Consider the following 15,756-nt stretch of genomic DNA (forward strand, 5'->3'; position numbering starts at 1 on the left):
AATTAAGGAACAATTGAATGAGCAGTGCAAAGGGAACAGGTAAAGTCAATTTCGGGAGATGAGAGTGATGAAAAAGGATGAATTACGTACTAAATTAACTCCCATTCAGTATGAAGTCACACAAAAAAATGGTACTGAACCGCCGTTTCATAATGAATATTGGGACAACTTTCAAGAGGGAATCTATGTCGATATTGTTTCAGGCAAGCCCTTATTTAGCTCAAAGGATAAATATGATGCAGGCTGTGGATGGCCGAGTTTCACAAAGCCGATAGAGTCACAGGAAATCGCAGAAAATCTGGATACAAGTTTCGGAATGATCCGTACTGAAGTCAGGAGTAAAACAGCAGATTCACACCTAGGTCATGTGTTTGATGATGGCCCTGGTGAAAATGGATTAAGATATTGTATTAATTCTGCTGCTTTAAAGTTTATACCGGTAGAGGAAATGGAAGAACAAGGCTATGGCGAGTATTTAAAGTTCTTTAAAAAACAGAAATAAATATATACAAGGAGCTGTTCTGCTATGTTAAAAAAATGGTTTGGAAAAAAGGAAATCAATCGTACGCTTACACTAAAAGCTCCGCTTACGGGAAAACTTGTTGCACTTGAAGAGGTTCCGGACCCTGTTTTTTCGGAAAAAATGATGGGAGACGGAATTGCCATTGAACCATCTGAAAATGTGGTCGTTTCACCAGTCGATGGCGAAATCATTCAAGTTTTTCCGACGAAACATGCAGTTGGGATTAAAGCTGATAATGGTTTGGAAATTCTGATTCATGTAGGGTTAGAAACCGTCTCCATGAATGGCGAGGGCTTTGAGAGTCATGTACAGGAAGGGTCGAAAGTAAAAACAGGAGATCCTTTGTTAACCGTTAATTTTGAACTGGTGAAGGAAAAAGCAAAAAGTACAGTAACTCCAATCATACTAACAAACGCTGATCAAATTGAAACGCTGAATAAAATAGAAAATAATGCAGTTCAAAAAGGTGTGACAGGTGTTATTGAAGTAACGGTTATATAAGGGAGATGAAAGAATTGTGAAGCAAAAAATTCTGCCCGCATCCACCAATTTAAAGGATTTTGAATTATTTTTACAAAGCGACTATGAGGTTGGCATATTTCTTGAACTACATATTTCACAATTAAAAAATGTTTCAAAGATGGCCCATTCGTATCATAAAAAAATGATTTATCACGTGGATTTGATCCATGGGATAAAAAGTGATGAGTATGCTACCGAATATATTTGTCAGGAATTTAAGCCATATGGTTTGATTTCAACAAAATCAAATGTCATTTTGAAAGCAAAGCAGAAGGGGGTTATTTCGGTTCAACGCCTATTCTTAATTGATTCCCATGCGCTCGAGAAGAGTTTTCGCTTAGTTGAAAAAACAAAGCCTGATTATATTGAGGTCTTGCCAGGCATTATGCCATGGATGATTCCGAAAATAAGAGAACGGGTTCAAATACCTATTATCACTGGCGGATTAATTTGTACCAAAGAAGAAGTAGATAATGCTCTTCAAGCAGGGGCGGAAGCTATTACTACGTCTAACAAACAGCTTTGGGAATATTTCGGACCTGCATAAAAAGTCATAATCCTGTCCTCTTTTATAAATAACTTTTAAAAAATTAAAGATGATGATATAATTAAAAATAAGTTAATAATATGTCAAGAGATTAAGAGAGACCTAGCAGTTTTATGGTAGTAATCCATAATGCTTGTTTAGGTCTCTTTTTGTTTTTTTACCTAAATAGGAGGGGTGGACGATGAATTTTTCAAGTAAAAAAAGAAGTCATGTAATCCAGCAATTGAGAAACGATGAATTTGATCTTCTTGTAATTGGCGGAGGTATTACCGGCGCGGGGATCGCGCTAGATGCAGTAACCCGCGGGATGAAGGTTGCGTTAATTGAAATGCAGGATTTTGCAAGCGGAACATCAAGCAGGTCTACAAAGCTCGTTCATGGGGGACTTCGTTATTTAAAACAATTTGAAATAAATACAGTTGCTAAAATTGGAAAGGAAAGGGCGATTGTCTACGAAAATGGCCCTCATGTAACAACACCTGAATGGATGCTCCTGCCATTTCATAAAGGCGGGACATTCGGCAAATTAACTACTAATCTAGGCTTAAGGCTGTATGACTTTTTAGCAGGGGTTAAAAAGAAAGAACGCCGTAAAATACTATCTGCTGAAGAGACAATAAAAAGGGAACCATTAATTAAAAAAGAAGGGTTAAAAGGTGGCGGATATTATGTGGAGTACAGAACGGATGATGCAAGACTAACGATTGAAGTCATGAAGGCTGCCGCAGAAAATGGTGCAGTTGCCCTTAACTATATGAAAGCGGAAGAATTTATTTACAATGAAAAAAAGGTATGCGGAATAGTCGCACGTGACTTGTTAACGGGTGAAACAATTGAAATAAAGGCAGTCAAAGTTGTCAATGCGGCTGGTCCATGGGTGGATCAGGTTAGGAAAAAAGATTATTCAATAAATAATAAGAAACTGCGGCTAACAAAGGGAGTTCATATTGTGTTCGACCAAAGCCATTTTCCTCTTCGTCAGGCAGTTTATTTTGATACTCCAGATAAGCGGATGGTATTCGCGATTCCTAGGGAGGGGAAAACATATGTGGGTACAACTGATACCTTCTATGGTGAATCCCAAGATATTGCCAATCCAAAACCGTTAAAAGAAGATATTAATTATATATTAGAAGCAATCAAGTTTATGTTCCCTGAAGTTCAGCTGACAGAGGAACATGTTGAATCTAGCTGGGCAGGTGTACGACCCTTAATCTATCAAGAAGGGAAGGATCCGTCTGAAATTTCACGGAAGGATGAAATTTGGGAAGGTGACAGTTCACTAATTACGATTGCGGGAGGAAAACTTACAGGATACAGGGAAATGGCGGAAACAGTTGTCGATTTAGTAGCTAAGCGCATTCAGGAGGAGTCGAATCGGTCATTCTTACCTTGCAAAACGAGACATGTGAAGATATCAGGAGGAGAGGTGAATGGTTCTCATAACCTCCCGTTCTTTATTAAGCAAAAGAGTAATGAAGCCTCAGAGTATGGACTCACGAAGGAAGAAGGAGAAAAATTAGCTGCTAAATATGGTTCTAATGTTGATTGTTTATTTACATTGGCAAAAAAATACCCTGGAAAAGAAGAAAGTTTTGGATTGACACCAGCGATATATGCTCAAATTCTTTATGCACTCGAAGAAGAAATGACAGTAAAACCAGCAGATTTCTTTATTCGCCGAACAGGAGCATTGCTTTTTGATTTAGAATGGGTCAAACAATGGAAGAAGCCTGTTATTCAATTTATGGCGAAAGAATTTGGCTGGAATGAAAAAACGATAAAAGCGTATGAAGAAGAACTTGAAAAAGAAATCAAGGATGCAGTCATACCGATTGATAGACAAGAATAGGAATAGTTCTAAAGGAGGTCCATAATGTTTGGACCTCTTTAAAGATAGGTCTCTCCGTTTTTTTAGCTGTTAATTTTTTTAATACCAATATTGACAGCGTTTTCACTCTAGTATAAGCTATTATTAATAAGTTAATAGTGATGGAGAAACGGAGACTCACATTATCTAACATACATGGGTGTAGTATGTTATTTAATGTGAGTTTTTTGTTTCTCTATCGGGCATCAAAAATTATTTTGGGTAAAAAAGGGGAGGAAACACAAATGTCAGAATTTTTAGCAGAAGTAGTAGGAACCATGATTTTGATTATTTTTGGAGGGGGTGTAGTAGCTGGTGTCGTCTTAAAGAAAACAAAAGCAGAGGGTGAAGGCTGGATCGTTATAACCATTGGATGGGGATTGGCTGTAACTATGGCCATCTATGCAGTCGGCAGTATTACAGGTGCTCATATTAATCCTGCTGTCACGATTGCACTTGCAGCGATTGGAGATTTCCCGTTTGAAAAAGTACCAGTTTATATTATCGGTCAAATGTTAGGGGCTTTTATTGGTGCTGTAGTTGTTTATTTGTTATATTTGCCGCATTGGGCTGCAACAGAGGACGGAGGTACAAAATTAGCTGTTTTCTCAACAGGTCCTGCTATTAGAAGTCCTCTATCCAATTTAGTAACTGAATTAATCGGTACATTTATTTTGGTTTTTGGCTTGATGTTCATTGGTACAAACGAATTTACAGGGGGATTAAATCCTTTAGTGGTGGGTGCATTAATTACAGCAATTGGTCTTTCTTTAGGGGCACCAACTGGATATGCGATTAATCCTGCACGTGATTTAGGACCAAGAATTGCTCATGCTTTACTGCCGATTGCCGGAAAAGGCAGCTCTGACTGGGAGTATTCATGGATTCCAGTTGTTGGGCCGATTCTAGGCGGAGTTTACGGAGCTTTATTTTACAAGGCTTTATTCGAAGGGGATTATTCAATGTTATTTTGGGTTGCCAGTGCGGTAATCGCTTTTATCCTAGTATCAGCAGCCATGCAGGAAACAAAGAAAGCCAGTATTGCCAATGCTAACCAAACAAATAGCTTATAAGGGGAGGAAACCTGAATGGAAAAATTTATTTTAGCTCTCGACCAAGGAACCACCAGCTCACGTGCCATTCTTTTTAATCACAAAGGTGAAATCGTGGAGATCGCCCAGCAAGAATTTGAACAATTTTTCCCTAAGCCAGGCTGGGTTGAACATGATGCCAATGAAATTTGGACATCCATTTTAGCCTGTATCGCAGAAGTGCTTCGAAAGGCTGATGTTAATCCTGAACAAGTGGCGGGAATTGGCATTACGAATCAGCGAGAAACGACGGTTGTATGGGATAAAGAAACAGGTAAACCTATTTATCGTGCAATTGTTTGGCAGTCACGGCAAACTGAAGGGATTTGTAAGGACTTGCGTGAAAAGGGTTACAATGACCTTTTTAGAGATAAGACAGGATTACTGATCGACGCCTACTTTTCAGGAACTAAAGTGAAATGGATCCTGGATAACGTTGAAGGAGCGAGAGAAAAGGCTGAAAATGGTCAGCTCCTGTTTGGAACGATTGATACATGGCTTGTCTATAAGCTTTCAGGCGGCAAGCGTCATGTGACCGATTACTCAAATGCTTCTCGTACCCTTATGTACAATATTTATGATTTGAAGTGGGATGAGGAGCTATTAGAAATTTTAGAAGTCCCAGCTAGTATGCTTCCAGAAGTTCGCCCTTCATCTGAAGTTTATGCGAGCACAATTGATTACCATTTCTTTGGCCATGAAGTACCGATTTCTGGAATTGCCGGAGATCAGCAGGCAGCCTTATTTGGGCAAGCATGTTTTGAAACAGGAATGGCTAAAAACACCTATGGAACAGGCTGTTTCATGCTTATGAACACTGGGGAACAGGGTGTAAAGTCGAAAAACGGGTTATTGACGACTCTTGCGTGGGGAGTAGATGGGAAGGTTGAATATGCATTAGAAGGCAGCATTTTCGTTGCCGGTTCTGCAATTCAATGGTTACGTGATGGATTAAAAATGGTAAACAGTGCACCTGAAAGTGAAGATTATGCCGCAAAAGTTGACTCCACGGACGGGGTATATGTAGTTCCGGCCTTTGTTGGACTAGGCACACCATACTGGGACAGTGATGCTCGCGGAGCTGTGTTTGGCCTTACGAGAGGCACAACAAAAGAACATTTTATCCGCGCTACCCTAGAGTCCTTAGCTTATCAAACAAAGGATGTTTTAGATGCCATGATTTCTGACTCGGGCATTGATTTAAAGACACTGCGGGTAGATGGCGGCGCTGTACAAAATAATTTTCTCATGCAATTCCAAAGTGATATTTTAGGCGTAAATGTTGATCGTCCAGTCGTGAGTGAAACAACGGCTTTAGGGGCTGCCTATCTAGCTGGATTAGCAGTTGGCTATTGGGAAAGTAAAGAAGAAATTGCGAAACAATGGCAGATAGATCGCAGCTTTACTAATCAAATGGCCGATGACCAAAGAGAAGAGCTCTATAAAGGTTGGCAAAAAGCAGTGGAAGCTACGCGCCAATTTAAGTAATTAAATACTAATACTTATTGGATTAGTTATTTCAAGAGGTTCGCAATCTTCTCTCCAGTCTTTTATGAAAAGAGAAGGTTGCGATTTTTATAAAATAGAATTTTCCATGGTTCATAGACCCGAAGAGGAGCTGAGAAGTTGTGAAGAAAATTATTAACGATCCTGAAAATGTCGTACAGGATATGCTAAATGGAATCGTGGCCGCTTACCCAAATCAATTGAAAAGAATCGAAAATACAACGGTTATTACAAGAATGGATGCCCCCGTTCCAAATAAAGTCGGGATCATTAGCGGAGGCGGGAGCGGTCACGAACCTGCTCATGCAGGTTATGTGGGGAAAGGCATGTTAGATGCGGCTGTCGCAGGAGAAGTTTTTACATCACCTACTCCAGATCAAGTATTGGAAGCGATTAGAGCTGTTCATAGTGGAGCAGGAGTCTTCATGGTGATAAAAAATTATACCGGCGACTGTTTAAATTTTGAAATGGCAGCCGAGCTTGCAGAAGCTGAGGGAATCCAGGTTGATCAGGTTATTGTAAATGATGATGCTGCTGTAGAAAATAGCTCCTACACGATTGGCCGCCGCGGCATTGCAGGAACTGTGTTCGTTCATAAAATAGCAGGAGCTAAAGCAGAGAGAGGTGCATCGTTAGCTGAAATCAAAGCAGTAGCAGAAAAAGTAGTTCAAAATGTTCGGTCTATGGGTATGGCAATTAGTCCATGTACAGTGCCTCAAGCTGGAAAACCAAGTTTTACCTTAGAAGAAAATGAAATGGAAATTGGGATTGGAATTCATGGAGAACCAGGAATTGAAAGAAAAACCATTCAAACAGCAGATGAAATTGCCGAGCAGCTGACTTCAAAAATTTTAGAAGATTTAGAGGTACCAAGAGGCAGCGAGGTAGCTGTATTGATAAATGGTTTAGGGGCTACACCTGAAATGGAACTTTATATTGTAAATCGTAAAGTTCAAGAAATGTTGAATGAAAAAGGCATACGAGTATTTGAAACGTTCGTAGGCAATTATATGACCTCTTTGGAGATGGCAGGATGTTCGGTAACTTTATTAAAATTGGATGACGAATTAAAAGATTTACTATCGGCTGAATCAAACGCACCGGCGTTTCGCAAATAGCAAACATTTCGGAGCTGTGCCAAGAAGGTAGGAACATGAGGATTTTTATTTCCCTTGGGTCTACCTTTCCCTATTTCTAACAGGACGTATTGGATTACGAGGAGGATTGCTATGCAATTTACGGTTGAGTTAACAAAAAAATGGATAGAGTCAACTAATACTAAGATACAAAATAATAAGGAATATTTAACTTCACTCGATCAGGCAATTGGAGATGGGGACCACGGTATTAATATGGCGAGGGGATTCCAGGAGGTCGTAAACAAGCTTACTGCTACTGACTATGAAACAGTTTCAGATGTTTTTAAGGATGTGGCAATGATTCTTTTAGCCAAAGTAGGAGGGGCTTCTGGACCTTTGTATGGGACAGCCTTTTTAAAAATGTCTTTAGCTGTTAAGGACAAAAATTCTATCGACCAGGCAGTTTTTCTGGCTGCAATGGAGCAAGCAATTCAAGGGATTATGCAAAGGGGAAAAGCGAATAAAGGAAATAAAACATTACTTGATGTTTGGATTCCTGTTTTAAATTATGTTAAAGAAAATGATGAGATTGATTGGAATGTTTTTTTAAAAACAGCCAAAAAGGCGATGGAATCCACGAAGAATATGCAGGCAATAAAGGGAAGAGCATCGTATTTAGGTGAGCGTTCAATCGGTCACTTAGACCCTGGTTCAGTTTCTTCCTTTTATTTATTTGAATCACTTACAGAAGTAATGACGGAAGGTGTATAAAGTGGACAAAGTAGGGATTGTACTAATTTCACACAGTTATAAGGTAGTAGAGGGAATTAAAGATATTTTGAATCAAGTCGTATCTGACGTTCCGATTGAACTTGCAGGAGGAACGGATGAGAATGAGATTGGGACTAGTATCGATAAAATTCTTCAGGCGATCGAGAAGGCATATAATGAAAAAGGTGTGATCCTTTTTTATGATTTAGGCAGTGCTATGATGAATGCAGAGATTGCAGTTGAATTGTCAGGTAAAGATCAAATTCGGATTGCTGACAATATACCAATTTTAGAAGGAGCCTATGTAGCAGCTGTTGAATCAGGGATAGGAAAAGGGCTAGATACAATTATAAAAAATTTAAAAGATCAATTTTAGGGTTTAAAAGCCTAAAATCTTTTGGGAACATGGGCGAATACACAGTCCATCTAGACATTTAACTCATAACGTAGTAGTGAACCTGAATCTTTACCTGAGGAGGAATTCCCATGTACCCAAATGAAGCATTTCCATCAAATGTAGCACCGGCTTTCGCAGCACCGGCTTTCGCAGCACCTGCTTACTATCCTTGTCACAGTAACTGGTTTGCGTTAATTGTAGTGCTGTTCATTCTGCTCATTATCATTGGTGCTGTTTGTTATTCCAAGTAAGACAAAATAAAAAGATAAGAGCCAAAAAACCTCCATTCTTGGAGGTTTTTTGTTCAATATAAAGGTTATTCTAGAGTTGTGTTTGAAAAATTCCGGTGGTGACAGGCAAAAGGTCGTGCTAAACTGATAATCATTAAGGGAGTGATTAAATTGGCCAGATCATTTTATCATTATTTAATGAAATATAGGAATATTGAGCCTAAAAACGATATAGAAGAATTTGCTAACGATGCTTATCAGGATCATACTTTTCCTAAGCTGGCGGATGATTATCATGAAATAAGTTCTTACTTAGAAATGTATGGCGAATACCTTACATCGATGAAGGTGTTTGACAGGGCCTGGGAGCTTTATCTGTCAGAGGAAAGATGAGGTATTTTGTCCCTTCCCCAAAGAATTGTCTCCTGCATATACTAACGTACAACTATCGATGTGCAGGTGATGGGAGGCTATGGAAAAACGAAAAAAAGCAAGGTTTAATGTCGGTGATACCGTTGTTATTGTGATGTATGGAACGGTTGGAAAAGTTACAAATGTAAAAACGATAGAAGAAACCTATGTATATGAAATAAACCACAGTGAAGGGTTATTTTTAGAATCTGCTTTAGTCTTACTGTCTGAATATGATGGAGAAGTTGTGAATAAGGAACAAATTGATATTGAATACAAATTTATTATTGGAGACTTAGTCCAGGTAAAGGGCAGAGGGGCTGAATTATTTAAAGTTATCGGATTTCGAACAGAGATTTGGCGTTATAAAGAAGATGCATGGGAAGATGTGGTTTATGAGCTTTCGAGTGTAAAAGACGGCCAATGGCTAGAAGTAGGAGAAGAGGATTTAACCTTAATAGCCGATGCTCAAGCTGCAGATACCTACATGCAAAAGCTTGGATTTCTATATATGACGAACAAAAAGTCTCCTTCCAATAAATTAAGCTTAGAGAAAAAGGCAAATGGCACGAATCAGCCGGTTAAAAAGTCTGAATTAGAACAAAAAAAAGAAGCAGTGGATCAGCTCCTTGATTTATATAACGACTATAAATTGCTATTTGAATGGTTTGGCAATCAAGAATATAAAACCGGTATGAAAATGACCGTGAAAAAATTAAAGATTTTAGCAAAAGAAATGGCTAAAATTCATAGGGAGAATAAACTTTTAAAAGAATAGCTGCAGACCAAAAGGAATAAAACATACAAGTGCACCTATAAAAAATAGTCTGGTTACAAAATCCATTAATGCTTCTATCCGTGAATAATCTTCTTGATTATGATCCATATTCATATAAATACTCCGTTTCTGTTCTACTCTAGTAATAGGATTCTATGAAAAAAAATGCTAGAAATGACTAAAATATTTGGTTTCGACAAAACTCGTTAAAACTAGATAAAGGAATTCATCCTCCTGTTCGCTAATATGTTCATTAACCAAGAATGGATGTAAGGAGAGAAGAGGATGAGAAAGACGCAAACGATAGACGTAGAGGTAAAAGCGTATGACGTTACGGTGTTTCAAACCCCTAAATATGGGCAAAAAAGGGGTTATAGATCAGTTTACCGGAATGAGGTTGAGGGTGACGATCATTACGACGTTATGTACAAGGTGTTCCGCATGTTAAACGTAAAAGAATTACTCCCAGAAGGCTACAATACCAGATATATGGCTACGGGAGATATCGTATTTATCGATGAGGGGATGAATGGACATTATTATTATCAGCTAAAGCCGGGTGGCTTTTTCCCAATCCATCGGATGTATATCCGCTAAAAGCCACCCAGCTATTTATTAATGTTATGTTACATTATCTTTTACGTTTTTTGGCTTGATGTTCTTTCGCATGTGCTTCATGTTCAGCTATGATTTGTTCGGCAGGAATATGATTATTCTTCTTCTGTTCATTAATTCGGCTCCTATGTTTTTTACCCATATTGTTCTTCCCTTCTTATTAGAAAGTAATGTTTTTTCGTATATTATCATTTACCATAGCCCCAAAATAATGATGGTTACTTCTAGAGCTAAAGACAATATTTTTCGAATCATGCAGTTTATGGTATAGTGAATCATGTTGAAATTAACTTATCGTTTCAGGAGGAATGTTCCGTGAGTGTACATATAGGTGCTAAAAAAGGAGAAATAGCAGATACGATTCTATTACCTGGAGATCCATTGCGTGCTAAATATATAGCTGAGACCTTCCTGGAAGGAGCGGAGCTTTATAATGAAGTTCGAAATATGTTTGGATACACAGGTACATATAAAGGAAAAAGAATATCTGTTCAGGGAACTGGAATGGGTGTTCCTTCAATTTCTATTTACATTAATGAACTTATGCAAGAATACGATGTACAAAAATTAATTCGTGTTGGCACATGCGGTGCGATTCAAAAGGATGTAAAAGTGAGAGATGTGATTTTAGCCATGTCTGCATCGACAGACAGCCAAATGAATCGAATTACATTTGGCGGAGTTGACTATGCACCAACGGCTAATTTTGAGCTATTAAAACATGCCTACGATGCAGGGGTTCAAAAAGGTTTACAATTAAAGGTTGGGAATGTCCTTTCTGAGGATCATTTCTATAATGATAATGCAGAACATGAAAAGTGGGCACAATATGGAATTTTAGCCGTCGAAATGGAAGCGGCTGCTCTTTATACACTCGCTGCTAAATTCGGCCGTCAAGCATTAGCCGTCCTTACGGTAAGTGATCACATTTTAACCGGTGAAGCCACTACAGCTGAGGAACGTCAATCAACTTTTAACGAAATGATCGAAGTGGCTTTAGAAGCAGCACTAAAATAACTTTGCTAGCTTGTTCTCTACTGGAGAACAAGCTTTTTTTATAATAAAAGAGTCAAAACTCCTATCAGCAAATTCTAAATTTCATGATACAATAGGGCTTGGACTTCAAGAGCAAAACATCAAGGATGAGGAGTTAGGATTACAATGAAAAAAAGTTTAATCGGGGCAACGGCTATATTGCTGTTAGCCGGCTGCAGTCACCAAGCTGAAAAAGTAGAAAAAGAATCAGAAACCATTCATTCAGAAACGGTTCAGGACACAGAGCAGCAACAACATCCCGCAAATCATGAGAAAACAGAAAGCTCCTTAACACTCAAACCCGAATTTTTTAATGAAATTGAAGTAATTAATCAGGTTCCGACGATTACTAATCCGGAAAATCTGCTTGTTTTAGTGAACAAAGAATACGCCCTTCCGGCAGATTATTACCCAGATGACTTGGTTCGCCCGAATGTAACCTTTGCTTTCGGGGATCAGGATATTGAAAAAAGTTATATGCGTAAAGAAGCAGCCAACGCGTTAGAAGGAATGTTTCACGCAGCTCAGCAAGAGGGTATAGAATTATTGGCTACATCAGGGTTTCGCTCTTACGATACGCAGAACTTTCTCTTTCAGCAAGAGGTTGAAAATGTTGGAGCTAAAAATGCAGAGCTAGCTGTTGCTTTGCCGGGAAAGAGTGAACATCAGACTGGTTTGACTATGGATATTACCGCAGAAAGTGTCGGAGGGATGCTAACCGAAGAATTTGAAAACACAAAGGAAGGACAATGGTTAGTCAGCCATGCACATGAGTTTGGATTTATTTTAAGATATCCAAAAGGAAAAGAAGAAATCACCGGCTATCAGTATGAACCATGGCATTTTCGATATGTGGGAACGGAAACGGCCGCTGTTTTGGCTGAAAAAGGATGGACATTTGAAGAATACTTTGAAAACGTTGAAAAAATGTAAATTAGGCATGGGTGCATAAATATTATTCCAACCTTTAGGAAAGCTTGTACCAGTTATTTCATATACTGGTACAAACTTTTAAAAGGTTGGATTTCTATGCTGCTTAAAGCGATACATATCATAATTGGGAGTTTTCTGCTTTCAATCGGTATTAACGGTTGTTTTGTACCATATCATCTGCTTGATGGCGGGATGATCGGGATTGGTCTCATTATTCATTATTTATGGGGGATTCCTACGGGACTTGTAATCCTTTTTGGGAGTATCCCTTTATTTATAATGGCTTTTTTTGTTAAAAGATCATTGTTTTACAATAGTATTCATGGATTACTGATTTCTTCTTTATTTATAGATTTAACAGCACCTATTTCAACTTGGTTTCATTTTCCGATTATTGCCAGTGCCCTAATTGGTGGAATATTAATTGGAACTGGGATTGGACTTATGCTTTTAGTGGAAACAAGTACAGGGGGATCAGATTTAGTAGGTCAATGTATTTCTTATTGGACAAAATGGAATGTAGGCGTCATAATTTTTATTATCGATGGTATCGTTCTTTTAATTGGATGTAGAATAATTGGTACATATGCCTTTTTACATTCGCTTTTGGCGGTATCAGCTGTCGGATTCGCGACCAGTACCCTTGTTCATTTCGGAAAGCCTTCAATAAATTGAAACTTCTTCAAGTATTCAAACTTAGATTTTCATGCTATTCTATAAGATATCTTACTGATTTAATGACCCTATTGTTTGAAGATGAAAGTGGTGAAGAAAATGACAGAAAATCATAATGAAAACAACAACCTTCAAAATAATGAACCGTTAACGGAAGCTGAAGTTAAGGATGAAACAGCAGAACAAGCCACAGAGCAAAAGGAAGGAAACGGTTCAAGATGGGTCAGAATTAAACCGTTTCATTTTGTAATGTTGCTTTTCTTTGTGGTATTTTTAACTGCCGGCATTACAACCTTTGCCTTAGCGTTTGGAGACGAAAAAGTAGTGGAGGTTGGAGTACCGACTAGAACCGAATTTAATAAGCTGTTTGAAGCTTATGATATATTGAAAAAAGAATACTACGATGAACTTGATCAAGAGGCTTTAGTAGATGGTGCGATTAACGGTATGATGGAAGCTCTTGGAGACCCATATTCGGACTATATGAATCAGGCAGAAGCAGAAAGCTTCCACATGGGAATCTCTTCTTCCTTTCAAGGAATCGGGGCTGAAATTCAAGAGAAAGATGGCTATATCATGGTTGTCTCCCCTATTAAGGGATCACCTGCGGAAAAGGCCGGTTTAAAACCCCAAGATATTATTCTCGCTGTAGACGGGGAAAGTATTAGCGGTTACAGTGCAACCGAAGCTGTGAATTTAATTCGCGGGGAAAAAGGAACAGATGTGATTTTAACGATTCAAAGACCAGGTGCAGAAGAGACCATGGATATTACCATAACAAGGGACGAAATTCCGATCCAAACTGTTTATGGTGAGATGATTAATGACAGTATTGGAAAAGTTCAAATAACGAGTTTTTCTCAAAATACGACCGATGAACTTAGAGAAACAATCCAAGAATTAGAAGAACAAGGAATGGAAGGCCTTGTATTAGATATTCGGCAAAACCCTGGCGGACTTTTAACCCAGGCTGTCTCCATTTCCAGTTTGTTTGTTCCAAAAGATGAAATTCTTTTCCAAGTAGAAACAAAAGATGGAAAAGTAGAACAGTTTGTATCAGCAGAAGAGAATCCAATTGATATTCCGGTTGTGGTGGTTATTGATGAAGGAAGTGCAAGTGCTTCTGAAATTTTAGCTGCTGCAGTGTCTGAATCTGCGGGAATTCCGCTAGTCGGCAAGACGACTTTTGGAAAAGGAACTGTTCAAACTGCTTATGATTTTGACGACAAATCAAACATAAAATTAACATCAGCTAAATGGCTGACTCCATCTGGTGAATGGATTCACGAAAAAGGGGTAAAGCCAGATTACGAAGTATCCTTGCCTGAGTTTGCGTTTTTGCCTTATATTAACCCAGAAACCGAATTAAAAGAATCGATTCAGAGCAAAGAAGTTGAAACAGCTGAGAAAATGCTTGAAGTGATTGGATATAATCCTGGTAAAGTAGACGGATTATTTGATGAAAATACTAAAAATGCCGTACTTGCCCTGCAAAAAGCAGCGAAACTTGAGGAAACAGGAATTTTATCGTCTGACACAACAGTCGAGTTAATGAATCGATTTAGTGCGTCTATTCAAGAAAATGATACGCAAATCCAGAAAGCTGTTGAGGTTATTACAGCGAATATGGCAAAGCAATAAATATTGCAATTAATAAGCGTCCCTATCGGGGACGTTTTTTTTATGCAGCCCATTATTTTACCCGAAAATATCAAAATCATACCAATGCAGGGTATATATTCTTAGAATTAGTCCCAAAATGTCTACTAGGATTCGAAGTAGAATGAGGTGACTTGCAGTGTTTAAACTTTTTACCGGATTTTTATTAATCATCGGTTCATTGTTAGTTGGGTGTATGCTGTGGTGGGTCAATCAAGAGGATGTTAGTAATCCCAACCTGGAGCAAGAAAGCTACTGGAACCCAATTGACGAGGTGCCAAATCTCCCAGACCTTCTTTCAGAAGAAAACGAAGAGCCTTCGCAACACGGGAATTCAGAAAAAACATTTCTATTAGTGGCGGAACAAAAAAATAGAGACGCGAATTCTCTTCCCGCCGTTTTTGCACAATTGGAACCAGAATCAAATGATATAAAAATGACTGAGATTGCTATAAGTGATTTATTTCAGGAGAACGTGATTTCAGATATCGAACAAGCAGACATAAAAAATAAAGCAGAAGAACATTTCAATACAATGATTGACTATATGATTACCGTGGATGTAGAGGGTTTTGCGAAATTAGTAAATGATATAGTACCAGAAGGAATTGAAGTTACGATTACGGACGACATGGTTAATGAACTGGGTCTTAATAAAGAAGCCGGTACGTATACATTGCATGGAGAGGATCTGTTTTCAAATGAATTCGGGCTAGTTTTGATGCAGCCTGAAGTTATCAGCACGTTGAAAGACACGATTACGTCTAATCTCGAAGGTATTGAGGGAATGATCAAAATCCCAAGCCTGCTAAAAGAGAGCCAAAAGTACGTAAAAACAGATATGGATTTTAATCAATTGCTATCACTGGTTTCTTCATTAGCAACAGATGTCGAACAAGTGAAATTAGAAAGTGTTCCTGTTGAAGGAGAGGCAGATATCGATGTTGGTACGGAGGAACATCAATTAGAAGCCTATCAGCCTGAAATAGACTCGTTTTATCAAGCTGGACTCTAAGTATCCATCGATACTTGTCCAGTTTTTTTTTTTGTAAAGCATGGACTTTACAAACGTTATAACAATCAGGAAAATATAATATTTAGAATCTTAATTAAA

20 protein-coding genes are annotated in these 15,756 nt (G+C 38.4%); 18 read left to right on the top strand and 2 right to left on the bottom strand.

Features of this window, described 5'->3' with window-relative positions:
• Positions 1 to 67: 67 nt before the first annotated feature.
• The 12 genes from msrB to CRO56_RS05705 all read left to right on the top strand — a co-directional run bounded on the left by msrB (position 68) and on the right by CRO56_RS05705 (position 9,725).
• Positions 68 to 502, top strand: coding sequence for a peptide-methionine (R)-S-oxide reductase MsrB (msrB, locus tag CRO56_RS05650; protein WP_097157638.1), 435 nt, complete (start codon positions 68 to 70; stop codon positions 500 to 502).
• Between the two features lie 24 nt (positions 503 to 526).
• Positions 527 to 1,024: a PTS sugar transporter subunit IIA gene (locus CRO56_RS05655; protein ID WP_097157639.1), complete on the top strand. Its 498-nt coding sequence runs from the start codon at positions 527 to 529 to the stop codon at positions 1,022 to 1,024.
• A gap of 16 nt (positions 1,025 to 1,040) precedes the next feature.
• Positions 1,041 to 1,592, top strand: a complete 552-nt coding sequence (locus CRO56_RS05660) for a glycerol-3-phosphate responsive antiterminator (RefSeq protein ID WP_097157640.1) — start codon at positions 1,041 to 1,043, stop codon at positions 1,590 to 1,592.
• A 181-nt stretch (positions 1,593 to 1,773) separates the two neighbouring features.
• The gene (locus tag CRO56_RS05665; protein ID WP_097157641.1) at positions 1,774 to 3,444 is read left to right on the top strand and encodes a glycerol-3-phosphate dehydrogenase/oxidase; all 1,671 of its coding nucleotides are present in this window, start codon (positions 1,774 to 1,776) and stop codon (positions 3,442 to 3,444) included.
• A 263-nt stretch (positions 3,445 to 3,707) separates the two neighbouring features.
• A complete protein-coding gene (locus tag CRO56_RS05670; RefSeq protein ID WP_097157642.1) occupies positions 3,708 to 4,535 on the top strand; it encodes an MIP/aquaporin family protein in 828 nt (275 codons plus the stop codon).
• Positions 4,536 to 4,550: 15 nt separating this feature from the next.
• Positions 4,551 to 6,041, top strand: coding sequence for a glycerol kinase GlpK (glpK, locus tag CRO56_RS05675; protein WP_097157643.1), 1,491 nt, complete (start codon positions 4,551 to 4,553; stop codon positions 6,039 to 6,041).
• A gap of 140 nt (positions 6,042 to 6,181) precedes the next feature.
• The gene (gene dhaK, locus CRO56_RS05680) at positions 6,182 to 7,177 is read left to right on the top strand and encodes a dihydroxyacetone kinase subunit DhaK (protein WP_097157644.1); all 996 of its coding nucleotides are present in this window, start codon (positions 6,182 to 6,184) and stop codon (positions 7,175 to 7,177) included.
• A 111-nt stretch (positions 7,178 to 7,288) separates the two neighbouring features.
• Positions 7,289 to 7,909, top strand: coding sequence for a dihydroxyacetone kinase subunit DhaL (gene dhaL, locus CRO56_RS05685; RefSeq protein WP_097157645.1), 621 nt, complete (start codon positions 7,289 to 7,291; stop codon positions 7,907 to 7,909).
• 1 nt (position 7,910) lies between these two features.
• On the top strand, positions 7,911 to 8,285 hold the full coding sequence (gene dhaM / locus CRO56_RS05690) for a dihydroxyacetone kinase phosphoryl donor subunit DhaM (protein ID WP_097157646.1): 375 nt from the start codon (positions 7,911 to 7,913) through the stop codon (positions 8,283 to 8,285).
• A gap of 110 nt (positions 8,286 to 8,395) precedes the next feature.
• Positions 8,396 to 8,557, top strand: a complete 162-nt coding sequence (locus tag CRO56_RS23375) for a YjcZ family sporulation protein (RefSeq protein ID WP_097157647.1) — start codon at positions 8,396 to 8,398, stop codon at positions 8,555 to 8,557.
• Between the two features lie 150 nt (positions 8,558 to 8,707).
• On the top strand, positions 8,708 to 8,929 hold the full coding sequence (locus CRO56_RS05700) for a YozE family protein (protein WP_097157648.1): 222 nt from the start codon (positions 8,708 to 8,710) through the stop codon (positions 8,927 to 8,929).
• A 79-nt stretch (positions 8,930 to 9,008) separates the two neighbouring features.
• Positions 9,009 to 9,725, top strand: a complete 717-nt coding sequence (locus CRO56_RS05705) for a hypothetical protein (protein WP_097157649.1) — start codon at positions 9,009 to 9,011, stop codon at positions 9,723 to 9,725.
• On the opposite strand, the gene CRO56_RS23380 is transcribed toward CRO56_RS05705, so the two are convergent.
• Positions 9,714 to 9,839 (bottom strand): hypothetical protein, encoded by a 126-nt coding sequence (locus CRO56_RS23380; protein WP_281257282.1) that lies wholly within the window; start codon positions 9,837 to 9,839, stop codon positions 9,714 to 9,716. The genes CRO56_RS05705 and CRO56_RS23380 overlap by 12 nt on opposite strands.
• A 171-nt stretch (positions 9,840 to 10,010) precedes the next feature.
• On the opposite strand from CRO56_RS23380, the gene CRO56_RS05710 reads away from it, so the two are divergent.
• On the top strand, positions 10,011 to 10,322 hold the full coding sequence (locus CRO56_RS05710) for a hypothetical protein (RefSeq protein WP_097157650.1): 312 nt from the start codon (positions 10,011 to 10,013) through the stop codon (positions 10,320 to 10,322).
• Between the two features lie 34 nt (positions 10,323 to 10,356).
• Here the strand turns inward: CRO56_RS05710 and CRO56_RS23385 are convergent, their stop codons facing one another.
• Positions 10,357 to 10,482: a hypothetical protein gene (locus CRO56_RS23385; protein ID WP_097157651.1), complete on the bottom strand. Its 126-nt coding sequence runs from the start codon at positions 10,480 to 10,482 to the stop codon at positions 10,357 to 10,359.
• A gap of 173 nt (positions 10,483 to 10,655) precedes the next feature.
• On the opposite strand from CRO56_RS23385, the gene deoD reads away from it, so the two are divergent.
• From deoD to CRO56_RS05740, 5 genes are all read left to right on the top strand, one after another.
• Positions 10,656 to 11,357, top strand: a complete 702-nt coding sequence (deoD, locus tag CRO56_RS05720) for a purine-nucleoside phosphorylase (protein ID WP_097157652.1) — start codon at positions 10,656 to 10,658, stop codon at positions 11,355 to 11,357.
• Between the two features lie 144 nt (positions 11,358 to 11,501).
• Positions 11,502 to 12,308: a D-alanyl-D-alanine carboxypeptidase family protein gene (locus CRO56_RS05725; RefSeq protein WP_097157653.1), complete on the top strand. Its 807-nt coding sequence runs from the start codon at positions 11,502 to 11,504 to the stop codon at positions 12,306 to 12,308.
• A gap of 96 nt (positions 12,309 to 12,404) precedes the next feature.
• A complete protein-coding gene (locus CRO56_RS05730) occupies positions 12,405 to 12,983 on the top strand; it encodes a YitT family protein (RefSeq protein ID WP_097157654.1) in 579 nt (192 codons plus the stop codon).
• A 99-nt stretch (positions 12,984 to 13,082) separates the two neighbouring features.
• The gene (locus CRO56_RS05735; protein ID WP_097157655.1) at positions 13,083 to 14,624 is read left to right on the top strand and encodes a lmo1851 family serine protease; all 1,542 of its coding nucleotides are present in this window, start codon (positions 13,083 to 13,085) and stop codon (positions 14,622 to 14,624) included.
• Between the two features lie 157 nt (positions 14,625 to 14,781).
• Positions 14,782 to 15,657 carry an LCP family protein gene (locus CRO56_RS05740; RefSeq protein WP_097157656.1) on the top strand — a complete coding sequence of 292 codons (876 nt, stop codon included), beginning with the start codon at positions 14,782 to 14,784 and terminating at the stop codon, positions 15,655 to 15,657.
• Positions 15,658 to 15,756: the final 99 nt, after the last annotated feature.

Source organism: Bacillus oleivorans (assembly GCF_900207585.1).
GTDB lineage: Bacteria > Bacillota > Bacilli > Bacillales > JC228 > Bacillus_BF > Bacillus_BF oleivorans.